General features: G+C 63.2%; 17 protein-coding genes. 5 read left to right on the top strand and 12 right to left on the bottom strand.

Annotated elements, in window-relative coordinates:
* Positions 1-11: 11 nt before the first annotated feature.
* The 5 genes from G5V57_RS04145 to nthA all read right to left on the bottom strand — a co-directional run bounded on the left by G5V57_RS04145 (position 12) and on the right by nthA (position 4,268).
* A complete protein-coding gene (locus G5V57_RS04145) occupies positions 12-1,442 on the bottom strand; it encodes a sugar-transfer associated ATP-grasp domain-containing protein (RefSeq protein WP_165166329.1) in 1,431 nt (476 codons plus the stop codon).
* A gap of 162 nt (positions 1,443-1,604) precedes the next feature.
* Positions 1,605-2,531 carry a Kdo hydroxylase family protein gene (locus G5V57_RS04140; RefSeq protein WP_165166328.1) on the bottom strand — a complete coding sequence of 309 codons (927 nt, stop codon included), beginning with the start codon at positions 2,529-2,531 and terminating at the stop codon, positions 1,605-1,607.
* A 168-nt stretch (positions 2,532-2,699) separates the two neighbouring features.
* Positions 2,700-2,999: a nitrile hydratase accessory protein gene (locus G5V57_RS04135; protein ID WP_246737519.1), complete on the bottom strand. Its 300-nt coding sequence runs from the start codon at positions 2,997-2,999 to the stop codon at positions 2,700-2,702.
* Positions 2,986-3,645 (bottom strand): nitrile hydratase subunit beta, encoded by a 660-nt coding sequence (gene nthB / locus G5V57_RS04130; RefSeq protein WP_165166327.1) that lies wholly within the window; start codon positions 3,643-3,645, stop codon positions 2,986-2,988. Before nthB ends, G5V57_RS04135 begins: the two co-directional genes overlap by 14 nt.
* On the bottom strand, positions 3,642-4,268 hold the full coding sequence (gene nthA / locus G5V57_RS04125) for a nitrile hydratase subunit alpha (protein ID WP_206530193.1): 627 nt from the start codon (positions 4,266-4,268) through the stop codon (positions 3,642-3,644). Before nthA ends, nthB begins: the two co-directional genes overlap by 4 nt.
* Before the next feature lie 59 nt (positions 4,269-4,327).
* Here nthA and G5V57_RS04120 point away from each other — a divergent pair, with 59 nt between their 5' ends.
* Together G5V57_RS04120 and G5V57_RS04115 are read left to right on the top strand one after the other, a co-directional pair.
* Positions 4,328-5,005 (top strand): haloacid dehalogenase type II, encoded by a 678-nt coding sequence (locus G5V57_RS04120; RefSeq protein WP_165166325.1) that lies wholly within the window; start codon positions 4,328-4,330, stop codon positions 5,003-5,005.
* 10 nt (positions 5,006-5,015) lie between these two features.
* Complete coding sequence (locus G5V57_RS04115; protein ID WP_165166324.1) at positions 5,016-5,573, top strand: DUF1349 domain-containing protein; 558 nt, start codon at positions 5,016-5,018, stop codon at positions 5,571-5,573.
* Here the strand turns inward: G5V57_RS04115 and G5V57_RS04110 are convergent, their stop codons facing one another.
* The gene (locus G5V57_RS04110; protein WP_246737518.1) at positions 5,574-6,362 is read right to left on the bottom strand and encodes a gamma-glutamyl-gamma-aminobutyrate hydrolase family protein; all 789 of its coding nucleotides are present in this window, start codon (positions 6,360-6,362) and stop codon (positions 5,574-5,576) included.
* A gap of 46 nt (positions 6,363-6,408) precedes the next feature.
* Here G5V57_RS04110 and G5V57_RS04105 point away from each other — a divergent pair, with 46 nt between their 5' ends.
* Positions 6,409-7,611: an acyl-CoA dehydrogenase family protein gene (locus tag G5V57_RS04105; protein ID WP_165166323.1), complete on the top strand. Its 1,203-nt coding sequence runs from the start codon at positions 6,409-6,411 to the stop codon at positions 7,609-7,611.
* A gap of 157 nt (positions 7,612-7,768) precedes the next feature.
* Here the strand turns inward: G5V57_RS04105 and G5V57_RS04100 are convergent, their stop codons facing one another.
* The gene (locus tag G5V57_RS04100; protein WP_165166322.1) at positions 7,769-9,199 is read right to left on the bottom strand and encodes a PLP-dependent aminotransferase family protein; all 1,431 of its coding nucleotides are present in this window, start codon (positions 9,197-9,199) and stop codon (positions 7,769-7,771) included.
* A 98-nt stretch (positions 9,200-9,297) separates the two neighbouring features.
* On the opposite strand from G5V57_RS04100, the gene G5V57_RS04095 reads away from it, so the two are divergent.
* The gene (locus tag G5V57_RS04095) at positions 9,298-9,747 is read left to right on the top strand and encodes a carboxymuconolactone decarboxylase family protein (RefSeq protein WP_165166321.1); all 450 of its coding nucleotides are present in this window, start codon (positions 9,298-9,300) and stop codon (positions 9,745-9,747) included.
* Positions 9,744-10,223 carry a cupin domain-containing protein gene (locus G5V57_RS04090; protein ID WP_165166320.1) on the top strand — a complete coding sequence of 160 codons (480 nt, stop codon included), beginning with the start codon at positions 9,744-9,746 and terminating at the stop codon, positions 10,221-10,223. Before G5V57_RS04095 ends, G5V57_RS04090 begins: the two co-directional genes overlap by 4 nt.
* Positions 10,224-10,237: 14 nt before the next feature.
* Here G5V57_RS04090 and G5V57_RS04085 read toward each other — a convergent pair whose 3' ends face one another.
* The 5 genes from G5V57_RS04085 to G5V57_RS04065 all read right to left on the bottom strand — a co-directional run bounded on the left by G5V57_RS04085 (position 10,238) and on the right by G5V57_RS04065 (position 16,234).
* A complete protein-coding gene (locus G5V57_RS04085) occupies positions 10,238-11,137 on the bottom strand; it encodes a MurR/RpiR family transcriptional regulator (RefSeq protein ID WP_165166319.1) in 900 nt (299 codons plus the stop codon).
* A 2-nt stretch (positions 11,138-11,139) separates the two neighbouring features.
* Complete coding sequence (locus tag G5V57_RS04080) at positions 11,140-12,741, bottom strand: ABC transporter ATP-binding protein (RefSeq protein ID WP_165166318.1); 1,602 nt, start codon at positions 12,739-12,741, stop codon at positions 11,140-11,142.
* Complete coding sequence (locus G5V57_RS04075; protein WP_246737517.1) at positions 12,741-13,526, bottom strand: ABC transporter permease; 786 nt, start codon at positions 13,524-13,526, stop codon at positions 12,741-12,743. The genes G5V57_RS04080 and G5V57_RS04075 overlap by 1 nt, the downstream gene beginning before the upstream one ends.
* A 62-nt stretch (positions 13,527-13,588) precedes the next feature.
* On the bottom strand, positions 13,589-14,527 hold the full coding sequence (locus G5V57_RS04070) for an ABC transporter permease (RefSeq protein ID WP_165166317.1): 939 nt from the start codon (positions 14,525-14,527) through the stop codon (positions 13,589-13,591).
* A 180-nt stretch (positions 14,528-14,707) separates the two neighbouring features.
* Complete coding sequence (locus G5V57_RS04065) at positions 14,708-16,234, bottom strand: ABC transporter substrate-binding protein (RefSeq protein WP_165166316.1); 1,527 nt, start codon at positions 16,232-16,234, stop codon at positions 14,708-14,710.
* Positions 16,235-16,284: the final 50 nt, after the last annotated feature.

The following is a 16,284-nucleotide window of genomic DNA, read 5'->3' as shown; positions in this document are numbered from 1 at the left end:
GATTCGGGACACTAGTCGATCAGCGCCATCGTCGCGGGATCGTTGCGGAGGTGGACGCAAATCAGCTCGCCCAGGCGCGAATTGCCGGCCGGTTCGCGGTAGGCGCGCTGGATGAGATCGATGCCAGGGGCGCCATTCCCCTCGATCAGCACCGGTCCTTCCGAGGTGATGGCGATGTCCCACCCGATAAGGACACGAGGGGCGAAGGTCGCATGCGCACGGCATGCCAAGGCGACCGTCTCCGGCCAGAAGGGCAGGACCCGGCCTTCTATAGCCGCTCCGGTGTCGGGATGATGTGTGCGCCATCCGACTTCGGGGCGCAGGCCGATGTCGGTGGCCGGACCCAATCTTCCCGATTTCATCTCGACGGCGGCGATGATGCCGCCGGCATGAGAGTTGTCGACAAGCCGGTTGGCGCCGACCGCCATCCGCAAGCCGGCATGGGTCGCCTCATACGTGCCTGTTTCGTCGAGAAGCGTAAGGATACGCACGGTCGACAGGGCGCCGTTGCTCAGATCACGGAGGGATTCGTGATTGAGCAGACGCGTCTGGATGATGACTTCTTCATCGCGATTCTTGATTCGCTCGAGCAGATCGCTCCGACCGACGCGCTCGCCATCGAGGAGCGATTGATAGTGATCATCCGGTGTGTATAGCCACGCTTCCGCGCCGGTCCCGCCATTTCCTCGCAGAGTCTTGATGAAGAGATCGCAAGGCGGCAGTCCCGAATCTTCGAATGGATTCCCGCTCCTTTGGATGAGATGGATATCCGGAACCTGCAAGCCGTTGGCTCTGCATTTCTTGATGAACTCATTCTTGTTGGCGATATTGGGAACGGCTTGCGATTTCATCAGCCGATAGATGCCGCCTTTGAGCTCGAAGCGATGCAGATACTCGCCCGCGCGCGCCAGCTTCTGCTCATCGAAAAGCTCGAACATGTAGTAGGAAGGAGGAAGGCAGCCGAACCGCCAGGCCACGTTCAGCTGTTCCATCACTTGTCTGGCTATGGATTTGCCGGTGCGCCGGGCAATGGCCCGACCATTGAGGATCGTGAACCAGATGCTCGTGAAGGCGAAGACCGGCGGCCAGGCCAGATACCAGGCCAATAAAGCGAGGCGGGCCCCATAGCCGCGCTCGCGCCAGAGGGCGCGGCAATAGGCCCGATGAATGAAACGGGCGCTCGTTTCGGCCCGTTGCCGCGTGATCCACAACAAATGCGGCGGCGGACAATGCAAGACACGCGAGCGATAATTCGAACCGTGCCTTCTGTCCACAACGGCCTCGACGATGCGGAATGCCAGGCTCGAGCGCACGGCGGGATTGCAGCTGGCGAGATAGATCTCTCCAAGATCGCTGCGAAACACCGCCTTCCAGAATCCAATACTTCGCTGCGATTCGTCGGTCGGCGAACCGTCGGGGGGCCGTGGGCCGTGGGAAAGCATGGTCAGCTTCCAGTTTGTCAAAATCCGCAGAGAATCTCGGCGGTCAGCCCCCTCAGTCGGTCAAAGTCCTTCGATGCATCACTCGCGTGGAAAATATCGCGAGGTCTGCAGTGAATTGCGTGGCATCACATATATCGAGCGGTTGGGAAGCTTGAGCATCTGCTACACCAGGGTGTGGCCGGACAAGCGCTCAAGGATTCTCAGCGCGGAGCGCGAGGGATCATGCATGACCTCCGGCGGCAGGAAGAAAACCTGATCGAGGGCATGCTGTCCGCTGACGCCGCCATGCAGAACGACGTCGGTCAGCGCTACCCATGCCGAGCCGGCGGGGAAACTGAAATTCCGCCGCGGCGATTTCTTTTGAAAATCGTCATCTTTCTTTCCCAGCTTGCGGATTTCCTCAAGCACGTGATCATAGCCGGTGCGCTGGCCCGTCACTATACCGGTGAGACTGGCTGCGCGGTCGGTGGCCGTCTCGAACCAGCTGCGCTCCACACGAATAGAAGGCAGGTAGCGCTGCGCGAAAAGTTCGAATCGCTCGCCGAGTTCCCACTCGCGCGGCCGGCCCGAGGGGTCGATGTTGCAGAAAATGCGTAGCTTGCTTCGTCCTTGCGTCGGGTAGAGGTAGGTCGTGTCGACATGGAGGCCTTGCCTCTGGGCGCGCTCGGCGGGACGATAGATGATGCGGTTCTGCTCGCAGGCGCGCGCGTAGTCCGGCACCAGGGTTTCCAGCAGGTTGCGCGACCACACGGAGTATCGGCGCAGCATCGCCTCGATCTCACGCTTCTCGGGCATCCGGATGGAGTTGAACAGCAGGCGATCGACGGCCATATCGAAGGTCAGGGTCGGACGGCCGTTGCGCTTGGCGCGTTGCTCATTGCCGCGAAAAATGATCTTGGGATCGGTGATGATGGCCCGTTCCCGGTCCGTCAGAGCAAAGCCGCGGCCTTTGAGAAACAACACATTGCCGTTCTCGAGCGCTTGGCGAACCCGGGCGCGTGTGTCGGGGGCGGAGAAATCGGTTTGTTCATCGAATTCGAGGACTTCGGCAACCGTATTGTCGACAGTGGTCTTGATATCAGAACTCATGTCTCCGTGCCCGTCAGTTGATCTACTATGGAGCGTATATCTGTTCGCTCGCCCGTTCCAGTGGAATTAGGACTCGGCGAGACCGGCCGGCAAGCTGATCAGGATTACATATCGGTAAGCCCGGAGCAGTGTTGCCCGAAAGCGTGCCCGGATGTTCGGGGCACTGCGCTAAGCGCGCTTCAGTTCGATCGGATGACCATGCGGTGTTGCCTTTGCGGCACGGTCCCAGGCATCTATGCGGGCGAGGCGTTCGGCTTCACTCAGCAGGCGCTTCTCCTCGACGAGCTTTTCCAGCGCGGCGAGCCAGCATTCATAGTAGCTGCGCGCCCCTTGCACCTTGATCTCGTGGCCCAGGGCTTGCGCCCATTCGGGCCAGGTGAAGGCGCCTTTCGCCTCGAGACTTACGGCAATCGCGAAGGCCTGCGCCTCCCACGGCTCGTTGAAGACCGGTTCGTCAGGCGGGTTCAAGATAGGGCTCCCACAGGTCGGCCGACACCGTGTCGCGCGGATGGCGCGCCTCGCCCCAGACCTCGCGGGCGGAGAACTTCACCGTATAGAGAGCTTGCGGGTTCTCACCCTTGCCGTGCGCATTCGTGTCGGGAAAGACATGGGCGCCATGCAGCCGCACGATCTCGCCGACATGGCCGCGCAGATAGCGCGGCAGGCGCGTATGCCCTGTCGGGTGCATGTTCCGTGTGCGAACTTTATCGCCCGGCTTGAAACGGGGTCCGGCGTCAGCTTCGCGCGAGGTCGGTCCGCCTTTGGCGAGAACCGCCGGCACGTCCTTGGCGAGGAGCTTGCCCGCCACTTTCTTGGGCGATGTGCTCATCCTGCCGGACGCGACTTCCTCTCTGGTGACGAGGCCCTGCGCGACCATCAGCTCGATGAGGCCGTCCGTCCAGATCTTATAGTAGCTCGAGCCCAGATATTGCGCCGGCGGCAGGCTTTCGCGGGCATGGCGCGATTTGTCGATATTCCACTCCCGCGCGGCGCCCATGGCGAGGGTCAGCGCCAGGATGCGGGACTCCCAGGGCGCATGGAAGACCGGTTCATCCGCCTCGGGCGCCACCGCGCCAAAGCCCATCTGACCGCCCAGATCCTGCGGGCCGTTCATGATGCGATGCCCGGTGACAAGGCAAGGCCGGTACCGATCATCGAATCGCGCGTCACCAGTCCGCTGAGCTTGTCCTCGCTCCAGCCCTCGGTCCCTTCGGGGCGCATGGGCAGCACGATGTAGCGGATCTCGGCGGTCGAATCCCACACGCTGATGGCGGTGTCGGCGGGTAGCGTCAGCCCGAATTCGGCGAGCACGCCGCGCGGATCGATGACGGCGCGCGAGCGATAGGGCGGCGCCTTGTACCAGACCGGCGGTAGTCCCAGTACCGACCACGGATAGCAGGAGCACAAGGTGCAGACGACGAGATTGTGCGTGTCGGGCGTGTTCTCGACCGCCACCATATGCTCGCCCTGGCGGCCGGTGTAGCCCAGAGAGGCGATGGCCGCCGTCGCGTCCTTGAGCAGCCAGGCCTTGTATTGGGGATCGCTCCAGGCCCTGGCGATGACGCGTGCACCATTGCGCGGGCCGATCTTGGTCTCATAGGTCTCGATCAGCACATCGAGGGCTTGCGGGTCCACATAACCTTTCTCGACCAGGAGCGATTCCAGCGCCTTCACCCGGAGCGCGATGGGAGAAAGTTCGGAGCCCTCGTCATGGTCGTGGTCATGGTCGTGTGGCATTGTGTTTCTCTCCAAGGTAGCTAGCATAGGCTCTGGAGAGCGGGGAGAGAAGCGGTCATATGGCCAAACTCGAGGGCATCCGGGCTTGTGTTTTCGACGCCTATGGCACGCTGTTCGACGTGCATTCGCCGGTGCAGAAGCTCGCCGCCGAGATCGGCGAAAAAGCCGACGCCCTGTCGCAATTGTGGCGACAGAAGCAGCTCGAATATTCCTGGCTCAGGAGCCTGATGGGCGTCCATGCCGATTTCTGGCACGTCACCAGCGACGCTCTCGATTACGCGCTCGCCTTCCATGACATCGACGAGCCGGGGCTCAAGGACGAGCTTCTGGCGCTCTATCTGAAGCTCGACGCCTATCCGGACGCCAAGGAGGCGCTGGCGGCGCTCAAATCCCGCAATATGCGCACCGCCATTCTGTCCAATGGCAGCCCGTCGATGCTGGACGCCGCGGTCCGCTCGGCCGGTCTCGACAAGCTCCTCGATCAAGTGCTCTCGGTCGAGGATGTCGGCATCTACAAGCCGAGCCGGCGCGTCTATCGTTTGGCTATGCAGAAATTCGTCATCCATGACGCGCCCGCCATCTGCTTTGTCTCGGCCAATACCTGGGATGCGCAGGCGGCGGCGCAGTTCGGCTTCCAGGTGGTCAGGATCGACCGCTTCAGCCTGCCCAATGACAGGATTCCCGGCAAGCCCGCGGGGCTCGTCAAGTCGCTCACCGAGTTGCCGGCACTTCTGTAGGAGAGCTTTCATGCAATGGCTCAACGAACCCGCCCAGTGGCGGGCGGATGGCGGGGACATCTCCTTCGTCACCGGCGACAGGACGGATTTCTGGCAGCGGACATTCAATGACTGGCGCAATGACAACGGGCATTTCTACCACAGGCACGTGACGGGCGATTTTACCGCTGAGGGAATTTTCTCGGCCGACTACCGGTCTCAGTACGACCAGGCCGGCCTCATGCTCAGGATCGGTCCCCACCACTGGCTTAAGGCCGGCGTCGAATTCGCTCACGGCCACGCGGCGCTGAGCTCCGTCCATACGCAAGCCGGATTTTCCGATTGGGCGATAGCGCGCGAAGTCGGTGTCGCGGATCTCGTCCATCTGCGCCTGACGCGCAAAGGGGAAGCGGTCTGCGTACAATATCAAGCGGGCGATGGATTCCGCACCTTGCGACTATGCACCATGCCGGGAGCCACCACCGTCACGGTCGGCCCGATGGCCTGCTCGCCGATCCAAGGTGGAATGAATGTCCGTTTCTCGGAGTTCAAACTCGGTCCGGCGGTCGACTTCGCCAGTGAGGTCTAGCTAGCTCGCCCGTGCCAGCTTCTCGTTCACGCGCCGCGCCGCATGCAGCCGCACCGCGTCGCCGAAGGCCTTGAAGAGCTTCACCGAGTCGGGATTGTTGGCGGCCTTGTATTCGGGGTGCCATTGCGCGCCGAAGGCGAAGGCCTTGGCGCCCTTCACCGACACCGCCTCGATGATGCCGTCCGGCGCGCGGGCCTCGACGGTAAGGCCGGGGGCGAGCTTGGCGATCGCCTGGCGGTGCAGGCTGTTCACCATGGCCTCACGCTTGCCGAGCATGCCTTCCAGCACGCCGCCGGGCGTGATGGCGATCGGATGCACCGGGCCATATTTCTCGTCCATGTCCTCGACCTTGCGCGAGCGGTGGTCGAGCCGGCCTTCACCCTTCTGCACCTCGGTCTCGAGCGTGCCGCCCATGACCACATTGAGTTCCTGGAAGCCGCGGCAGACGCAGAAAAGCGGCATGCCGCGGTCGAGCACGGCGCGGATCAGCTTCAAGGTGAGTTGGTCGCGGTGATGGTCATAGGGCTCGTGATCGGCGGTCGGCGTGTCGCCATAATGCGGCGGATGCACATTGGAGATGGCCCCGGTCATGAGAACGCCGTCGAAATGATCGAGCAGGGCCGAGAGATCCATTACCTCGGCGATGGCCGGGATCATCACCGGCAGGCACTGCGCCACATCGGAGACGGCGCGCACATATTTGTCGCCGAGCGAATGGAACAGAAGGTGATTGCTCTCATAGGTGTCGGAGGGCAGGCCGACGAGGGGGTGTCTGATCATGGTGGCCATTTGATACTCTAGAATGCGTGGCAAATCCATGGCACGTTGATTTACCATGGATTTCACGCTTCCCCCCGACATAGAAAGCCTCAGGCGCCGGACCCGCGACTTCATCCGCGCGGAAGTCCTGCCGCTCGAAACCCGCCCCGATGTCTATGACGAGCACGAGAATATCCGGCTCGACCGGCTGGATGAGCTCCGGGCCAAGGCGAAGGCCGCAGGGCTGTGGGCGCCGCAAATGCCGAAGGCGCGGGGCGGGCTCGGCCTTCCGGTCGTCGGCTGGGCGGCGCTCTATGAGGAGGCCAATCATTCGATCTTCGGACCGGCGGCGCTCAATTGCGCCGCCCCCGATGACGGCAATATGAGCGTGCTCAACAAGGCGCTGCCGAGCGACGCGCTCAAGGACAAATGGCTGCAGCCGATCATCGACGGGAAGGTCCGATCTTCCTTCGCCATGACGGAGCCGGCGCCGGGCTCGGGCTCGGATCCGGGCGGCATGATGCTGACGCGCGCCGAGAAGAAGGGTGACCGTTACGTGATAAGCGGCCGCAAATGGTTCATCTCAGGCGCGGCGCTGGCCCGGCATTTCATTCTCATCGCGCGGACATCGGAGGATGCGCGGCGCGGCCTGTCCGCCTTTCTCTATCATGGTGATGATCCGGGCTGGCGCATCGTCCGGCGTATCGACATCATGGGCCCGCAGGAACATGGCGGGGTATGCGAGCTCGATTTCGAGGGGCTCGAGATCCCGGTGGAGAACCGCCTTCTCGACGAAGGCGATGGTCTGAAGCTGACGCAATTGCGTCTGGGCCCGGCGCGCCTCACCCATTGCATGCGCTGGCTCGGCCTCGCCAAGCGATGTCTGGCGATCGCTCAGGATCATGTCGCGACACGTCAGGCTTTCGGCACAAAACTGGCCGAGCGCGAGTCGGTGCAGATGATGCTGGGCGATGTCGCCAAGGATATCGAAGTCGGCCGGCTCCTCACCATGAAGGCGGCCTGGACGCTCGACCAGGGCGGCAAGGCGCAGAGCGAGATCTCGATGGCCAAGATCCACGCCGCCGACACGCTGCACAAGGCGGCCGATACCGGCATCCAGCTCCTCGGCGCCAAGGGCTATTCCAAGGACACGGTGCTCGACTGGATCTATCGCTATGCCCGCGCCGCGCGCCTCATCGATGGCGCTTCCGAAGTGCATCGCATGCTGATCGCCCGCGCGCTGGCCAAGGACGGCGTCGATTTCTGGAGATGGGGCTAGTGTCCCGAATCCGAAGTTCGCCACAGCCAGCGGGACCTTCCGAGCGAACTTCGGATTCGGAAGGACACTAGAAAACCTAATGAATCTAGTGTGCTTTTGAACGCGAAGTTCCTGTCGGTGGAAACCGCCTGATATCAGGAACTTCGCGTTCAGCACACTAGCTTGCCCGCGAGGCCACAGCCTTGCGGATCAGCTTCTCGAGTTCGGCGCAATAATACGCAAGCCGCTTGTCCGGGAGATTTGTCACGCTGAGCACGAGGCCGGTATCGGTGGGGCGGGGCTCCTTGTACCAGGCGGAAAGCGCCGCCGGTCCCATGCCAAGACCCTGCGCTTCCCTGGCGATCTGCCGGTCATCCGTGCCTTCCGGCAAGCGCAGCAACAGACCAAGCCCAGCCATTGCTTCAACGCTCGCGACCGAGTTGCCCAATCGCGACCGCAAGGCGTCGCGCCGGCTGGCATAGAGCCGCTTCATGCGGCGCAGATGCCGCATATAGTGGCCCTCGCGCATGAACAGGGTCACGGCGCGCTGGATCTGCGGACCGGGGGCGGGCGACAGCGCCGCCGCGACGTCGCCGAAATGGGCAACGAGTTCGCCGGGAGCCACGATGAAGCCCAGGCGCAGCACCGGGCTGATCGTCTTGCTGAACGTGCCGATATGAATGACGCGTCCCGCCTGGTCGACCGCCGCAAGCGCCGGCGTGGCGCGACCCTTGAGCTGCAATTCACTCAGATAATCGTCCTCGATGATCCAGCTTTGTGCACCCGCCGCCCAATCGAGCAAGGCACGCCGCCGCGCCAGCGACAAGGTCGTGCCGAGCGGCGCCTGCTGGCCGGGCGTCACAAAAGCGAGACGGGCGCCGGGTGCCGAGCGGATGCCCTGCGCGACATCGAGGCCTTCGTGATCGGTGCGCACCGGCACGATGTCGATGCGGCTGAGCTCCAGCGCCTTGCGTGAGAGCGGATAGCCGGGCTCCTCCATCCAGGCGGTCTTTCCCGCGAGCGCCAGCGCCTGGATGACGAAACCCAAGGCGCCGGAGAAGCCATTGGTGATGAAAATCTGCGCCGGCGCCGCCGATATTCCGCGCGCGATGGCAAGATAGGCGGCGATCTCCTGACGCAGCTCAGGCTCGCCGCGAGGATCGGGATAGCTCGTCGGAACAATGGCCGTCTCGCGCGCGGCGCGCGCCATGAGGCGTGACCAGAGCTTGAAGGGGAACTCGTCCTGCGCTGGCACGCCCATCTGGAAGGGCAAGGGGCGGGTCGAGAAGCGATCGAACATGCCGGCGAGCCGCGTCTCTTCCGCGCCTGCTGCGGCGCGAGGTCTCGGCGGCACCGGCGCATAGTCGGCCACATGAGTGCCCGCCGAGCCCGATGTCACCGCGAGCTGAGCATCGACGAGGCCGTTATAGGCGGCCCTGACCGTGCCGCGCGCCACGCCCAGTTGGGCGGCGAGGTCGCGCCAGGAGGGCAGGCGAGCCCCGGGCTTCAACCGGCCTTCGCCGATCGCCGCGGCAATGCCGTCGCGGATCTGCCGGGTTAGGGAGGTGCCGCTGGCGCGATCCAGGCTCAAGGGGAAGGGGTCGGTCATGGCGGGGATGGTACAGCAGTATTTGCCATTCCTGGTACTTCTTATTGGCCCTTCCGGCGTTCATTTCACTCTCATCACAGCTCACCAGGAGAGATGCCATGACCCTTCGCATGGATTACGCAAAAGCCTCACCCGATGGCATCGCGGCCATCAGGAATGTGCGCAATTATGTCGCCAAGAGCGGCCTGTCGCAGAATCTCATCGATCTCGTCTATCAGCGCGTCTCGCAGATCAATGGCTGTGCCTACTGTCTCGACATGCACGCGCGCGACCTCATCAAGAGCGGTATGCCGATCGAGAAGCTGACTTTGCTGCAGGCTTGGCGGGAAGGCGGCAAGCTGTTCGATGAGCGCGAGCGCGCCGCTTTGGCCTGGGCCGAGACGGTCACGCGGGTCGCCGAGACCGGCGTGCCGGATGCCGATTTTGAGGCGGTTGCCGGGCACTTCACCGAGAAGGAGCTTGCCGATCTCACCTTCGCGATCGGTCTCATGAATCTCCTCAACCGGGTCGCCATCAGCTTCCGCGCCACACCGCAGGCCGCCAAATGATCGGCCGCCGCGCCAATCCTGTGTCCTTCGCGATGCTGGCGTTGCTCGTTTCGGGTGGCGCTCTCATTGCGGGCTTCGCGGCGTTGCGGCCATCCGGCCCCATCGCGATGACAAATGTCGTGGAGGAAAGCAGCGCACCGTCCCGCACGCGCGAGACGGTGATCTCCTGCGAGAAGCTCCCACATGTGCCGGGCAAATCCATCACCACGACATTGGTCGATTTCCCGCCCGGCATCGAGGTGCCGCGCCATCGCCATGCCGGCTCGGTCACCGCCTATGTTCTGAAAGGCACGCTCAACTCGCAGCTCGACAGCAATCCCATGGGCACGTTCGGTCCCGGCGGCAGCTGGTTCGAGCCGCCGGGCACGCTGCACACTTATGTCGGCAATCCGAGTGCCACCGAGCCCGCCCAGATCATGGCGATCTTCGTCGCCGACAGCGATTGCGGCAAGCTCACCATCTTCGAGGACGAGTGAGGATCACAAGCGGCTCACTTCTTCGGATTGGGCACGCGCATGAACTCGTCGAAATGGCGGCCGAGATCGCGCATGACCTCGAAGCGCTTCTTGGCCTTGGCGCCGAGCCTGGTCGCCACTGCATCGGTGAGGAGATTGAGGATAACGCTCAAGGCCGCGGTCGAATCCCAGAAGGTCTGCACATGCGTGTGACCTTCGAAAACATGCCGCGTATGGGCGAAGGCCCAATGGCTGAAGCGGTCGGTGACGATGACGGTCGGAAGTCCCACCTGCTTCACGCGGTCGAGCAGCTTCAGGCCGCGTGTCGCATAGGCTGCCGTGTCTATGTAGACGAGCAGGCTCTTCTTCGGATCGGCGGTCAGGATTTCGGTGTAGATGCCGGTATTGTTGTCGATATGGAAGACACCAGGTCTCGCATAAAGCAGCCGGCTGGCGAAATCGAGCGCCAGGCCCTGCGAGGCCTGGAAGCCGACGACGAATACGGTCTCGCGCTTCACGAGCTCGGCCACCGCTTCGGCCCACAGCTCGGAGCCTGCCAGCGCATAGGCCTTGCGCACCGCGTCGAGCTCGAGCTCCAGGCTTTCCTTGAGACTTTCGGGCTCACCGCCGCGCACCCGGAAGCGGTCATGTATATCGTCGACCGTGCTGTTGTCGTTCTGGACCGCCCCGCGCAGCCTTTCCTTCAGGTCGCGCAGGCCCGCGAAGCCCAGGCTGCGCACGAAGCGCGACACCGTCATCTCACTGACGCCGATGGTCTGGGCGAGGCTGGCCCCGGTCTCGAAGGGCAGGAGATGCTGGTTCTTCAGCATATGGGCGGCGAGGGCGCGCTCGGATTGCGACAGGCCCGCCATGCGCGGCTCAAGGAGCTCCTTGAGGTCGAAGGTCTGCATATCGCTCTTTCTGGTCTTGGGCATGGTCAGGCCTCTATGGAAGCGAGCCGCGGGATGGAGCGAACGAGCTCCCTTGTATAGTCATGGGCGGGCTCGCGCATGACTTTTGCCGCAGCACCCTCCTCGACGATCCGTCCGCTCTTGAACACATAGACGCGCTGGCAGAATGAGCTCACCACCGAGAGATCATGTGAGACATAGAGCATGGTGAGGCCGCGCTCGCGGCGCAACCGGTCGAGCAGTTTGAGGATCTGCGCCTGCGTCGTCACGTCGAGTGCTGAGGTGATCTCATCGGCAATGAGGAGGCGGGGTTCGACGGCAAGGGCGCGTGCCAGTCCCACGCGCTGGCACTGGCCGCCCGACAACTGGCTCGGATAGCGTTCGAGCAAGGCGCGCGGCAGTTCGACCTTGTCGGCAAGGTCCTCGACGCGACGGGTGATCTCGAGACCTTGCGCCAATTGATGGCGCATGATCGGCTCGGCGATCGCCTCTTTGACCCTGAGGCGCGGATTGAGCGAGTCGTAGGGATTCTGGAACACCATCTGAACGGCGCGGCGGAAAGAGCTGTCGGAGGAGGTCACTTTGCCGTCGAAGGCGATCTGGCCCGCGACCGGTGCCACGAGTCGGACGATGGCGCGCGCCAGCGTGCTCTTGCCCGAGCCCGATTCTCCGACGATGCCCACCGTCTCGCCCGCTTCGACAGTGAGGCTCACGTTGTCGAGTGCCCGGAAGGGCTCGGCGTCCTTGCCGGTGAGCCGGCTCAGGAGATCGCGCCTTTTGGGGAAACTGACGGTCAGGTCCTTCACCGCAAGAAGCGGCTGCGTAATCCCCGAGGCGATAGGCGTGCTGCTGCCCTTGCTGCGCGAAGGCTGCGAGTCGAGGAGCAGGCGCGTATAGGGATGTTTGGGTGCGCGGATGATCTCCTCTGTCGCGCCTTCCTCGACGATCTCGCCCTGGCGCATCACGATAATTCGGCTGCAATTCTGCGCGATGACCCCCAGGTCGTGCGAGATGAGCACGATCGACAGACCGTTCCTGCGGTTGAGCTCGCGCAGCAATTCAAGGATGCGTGCCTGGACGGTGACATCAAGGGCGGTGGTGGGTTCATCGGCGATCAGAAGCTTCGGTCCACAGCCGATGGCGGTGGCGATCATCGCCCGCTGCTTCATGCCGCCGGAGAATTCATGCGGATATGCCTTCGCGCGTCCGGCCGGATCACTGATGCCCACTTGGCGCAGAAGCTCCACCGCCTGAGCGAAAGCCGCCTCCCGGCCGAGCGCCAGATGCCGCCGGATGGGCTCGGCGATCTGCGTGCCGATGCGCTGCAGGGGATCGAGATGCGAGGCGGGATTCTGAAAGATCATGCCGATGTCGCGGCCGCGGATCTTTCTCAAGTCTTCATCGCTCAGGCCGGAGAGTGACTTGCCATCGAAGCTCACCTCGCCTTCGACCGTCGCGGAAGGCGGCAGGAGACGCATGAAGGCGCGGCAGGTTACCGATTTGCCGGAGCCGCTTTCGCCCACGACGCCGAGCACTTCGCCCTCATCGACATGAAGCGAAATGTTGCGCACGGCCTCCGTGCCGCCGAAGCGCACGGTGAGATTTTTGACATCGAGCAGCCTCGCCATCAGCCCCTCACCGGCCGGCGCAATTGCGCCAGCGCATCGCCGAGGAAAGCCAAGCCTAAGCCCAGCGAGATCGCCGCGATGCCGGGGAAGAAGCAGATCCACCAGGCTTGGTCGATGAAGGCCTGGCCGTCGGCGATCATGACGCCCCATTCGGCGGTCGGCGGCTGCGCGCCCATGCCGAGAAAGCCCAGGCTGGCGCCGGCGAGCATCACCAGAACCGCATCGCTCACCGCATAGGATATGACGGGGGAGAGCGCGTTGGGCAGCACATGTTTCAGGAGAATGACGCGATTGGAGAAACCCAGCACCTTGGCGGCAAGCACATATTCGCTGTCGCGCAGCACCAGGACTTCGGCGCGTACGAGCCTCGCATAAGTGACCCAGCCGACAATGGCGAGCGCGATGAAGTAGTTATTGAGGCCGGGGCCCAGGAGACCGACAATCGCAAGCACCAGGACGAAGAAGGGGAAGGCGACAGTGATGTCATAGACGCGCATGAAGAGCGCGTCGGTCAGTCCGCGGAAGTAGCCGGACAGCAGGCCGATGGTGGTGCCGATGATCAGCGGCGGCAGGACGCCCAGCACGCACATCAGGAGATCGACGCGGGATCCATGGAGCACGCGCGAGAAGACGTCGCGGCCGACCTGGTCGGTACCGAACCAATGGGTGGCGCTGGGTGGCCCCAGCATGTTCATCATGTCGATTGCGTCGGGATCGTAGGGCGCGATCCAGGGCGCGAAGAGCGCCGCGAAGATCCAGCCGCCGAGGATAAGCAGGGCGATCATTCCAGCGCCCCTCAGACGCCAAATCTGTCGCGCCGGCGCTCCGATATGGCCTTCCATCGCCGTCATAGCTCGACCCTCGGATCGATGAAGGTCGAGATGATGTCGACGCTGAGGGTGATGAACACGGTAGCCAGCGCAAAGATGAGAGTAAGGCCCTGCACGACATAATAATCGCGGCCGATCAGGGAGGTAATCATCAAACGCCCGAGCCCCGGAACCGCATAGACGGTCTCGACGATGACAGTACTGCCGATAATGAGGGCGACCATGACGCCCAGGAGATTGAAGGTCGGCAGCACCGCGTTGGGCAGCATATGGCGCCAGAAGACCTCCCGCTCGCTCGCCCCTTGGGCGCGCGCCGCGGTGATGAAGTCGGATGTCGATTTCTCGATGAGGGCCGACCTGAGACTCTGCGTCAGCACCGGGATGAGCCAGATCGCGATCGACAGCGCCGGCAGGAACAGGTGATGCAAATGGCCGGTGAAGCCTTCGCCATAACCCGAGACCGGGAACCAGCCGAGTTTTGCGCCGAACAAGCGTGCCATCATGATGCCGAGCCAGAAGACCGGGATGGTGAGACCCAATATGCCGAGGAGGCGGATCACCTGGTCGGTGAGGCCGCCCGGCCGCCGCGCCGCCGTGACCGCCAATAAAAGGGTAGGCGGCACGGTGATGACGACGACATAGGCGGCGAGAAACAGGGTCGGACCCACGAACTGCCCGAGGAGCTCGGCGACCGGACGCTGGAAGCGCACGGAAAGGCCGAGATCGCCCTGCAGGACATTGGTCATGTAGCGCAGGAACTGCAGCGGCAACGGCAGATCGAGGCCGTATTGCTGGCGCACCGCGGCGATCGTCTCGGGGCTGGCGCGGTCGCCGACGAGGAGGCGTACCGGATCGCCGGGGGCCAGGCGCTGCAACAGGAAGGAAATGATGCTGATGCCAATAAGCACCGGTATCAGCTGCAGCAGGCGGTTGAGGATGGAGCGGAGATGCGACAAGGGTGCAAATCTCAGGGGTATCGATGGCGGTCTATCTTTCCCCTTCTCCCGCTTGCGGGAGAAGGTGCCCGAAGGGCGGATGAGGGTGTCCTTTGATCCGCCAGGAGAGCCCTCACCCGGCCTTCGGCCACCCTCTCCCATCCTGCGGACGGGAGAGGGGAAGTTTAGTGAGGAGCCTAATCACTTCTCGATTGTCGTCTCTTCGAGTGTCCATTGCAGCGACGGCGTCAGCTTCAGGCCTTTCAGCTTCTTGCTGTAGGCGACGGTGTTGGGCGCGTAGAAGAGCGGGATCTGCGCCACTTCCCCGGTCGAGATCTCCTGGATCTCCTTGTAGATCTTGGCGCGCTTCTCGGTGTCCATCTCGCGCGTGCCGGCATCGACCAGCTCATCCACTTTCTTGTTCTCGTAGAACGTGTAGTAGGAGTGCGAACCGCAGGAGCCGCAGACCGCCCAGCGCACCGCCAGGTCGGGATCTGGTGTTTCGTTGAACCACCAGTTGGGTGTGGCGTCATATTCACCCTTGGGGATCGCCTCCCACCAGGCGCCGCCATCCACCGTCTCGATCTTGGGCTTGAGGCCGATCGCCTGCCACTGCGCCTGGAGCAGCAGCGCCATCTGCTGCTGCGAAGGATCGGTGGCGGCGAGAATCTTCACTTCCTTGCCGGCCATACCCGATTCCTCGAGCAGCGCCTTGGCCTTGGCGAGATCATAGGTGATGCCCGGATAGGACTTGTCGTGGAAATCGACCGCTCCCGGCAGCGTCGTATTGGCGGCGGTGGCGAAGCCCTGGGTCACCGCCTGGGTCAAAGCCTTGTTGTCGATCGCCTGGGCGGCGGCAAGGCGCGCCTTGGCGTTGGAGAAAGGCTCGCGCTTGTGATTGAGAAGTGTGATCCAGATGGTCGTCGACGGCTCGAGGCGCATGTCGACGCCGTCCTGCGCCTTAAGGCTTTCGACCTGCGACCACGGCACGGAGCGCACCGCATCGGTCTCGCCGGCCTTCAGCATCGAAATGCGCGCATCGGCGGCCGCGACTTCCTGCAGCACCACGGCGTCGGGACTCTTGGGGTAGCCGGTGCGCCAGTAGTTCGGATTGGGATCGAGGGTGAGGCTCTCATTGGCGCGCCACTCCTTGACCATATAAGGGCCCGATGTCAGGGGCTTCTCGGTGAAAGCCTTGTCCTCGCCACGGGCCTCGACATCCTTCTTCGACACGATGCCCATGTTCCAGATCTCGACATTGCCGAGGAAGGGCGCGAAGGGCGATTTGAGTTTCACCACCACGGTTTTGGGATCGGCAGCCGTAATGCTCTCCACGGCGCCGAGCGGGGCTGGATAGGCCGAACGCTTGTCGGTGCGCACGCGCTCCAGGCTGAAGACGACGTCGTCGGCGGTGACGGGTGAGCCGTCAGAGAATTTCGCCTCGCGCAGCTTGAATGTGTAAGTGAGCCCGTCGGCGGCCGCCTCCCAACTTTCGGCGAGGCCTGCTTCGAGGGCGCCCGTCTCCGTATTGCGGCGCAGCAGGCGCGAATAGAGAAGTCCATAGGTTTCGATATTGCCGGCGCTTGCCGAGCGCATCGGATCGAGTGTCGTGGTCTGGTACGGCGAAACGATGCGGATCACTTCGGCGGAAGCGGCGGTGCTGAAGGACAGGGCGCCGGCAAGGCCGAGCAAAACCGCGCCCGTGAACAGGCTCTTCGGAATGAACATGGCGTTCCTCGATGTTTATCGTTGTGGGGGCTCCTTTGCCCCTTATGCGC

This window comes from Nordella sp. HKS 07, assembly GCF_011046735.1.
Taxonomy (GTDB): Bacteria; Pseudomonadota; Alphaproteobacteria; order Rhizobiales; family Aestuariivirgaceae; genus Taklimakanibacter.
The sequence above is the reverse complement of the archived record's forward strand: the minus strand, read 5'-3'. Positions and strand labels throughout refer to the sequence as shown.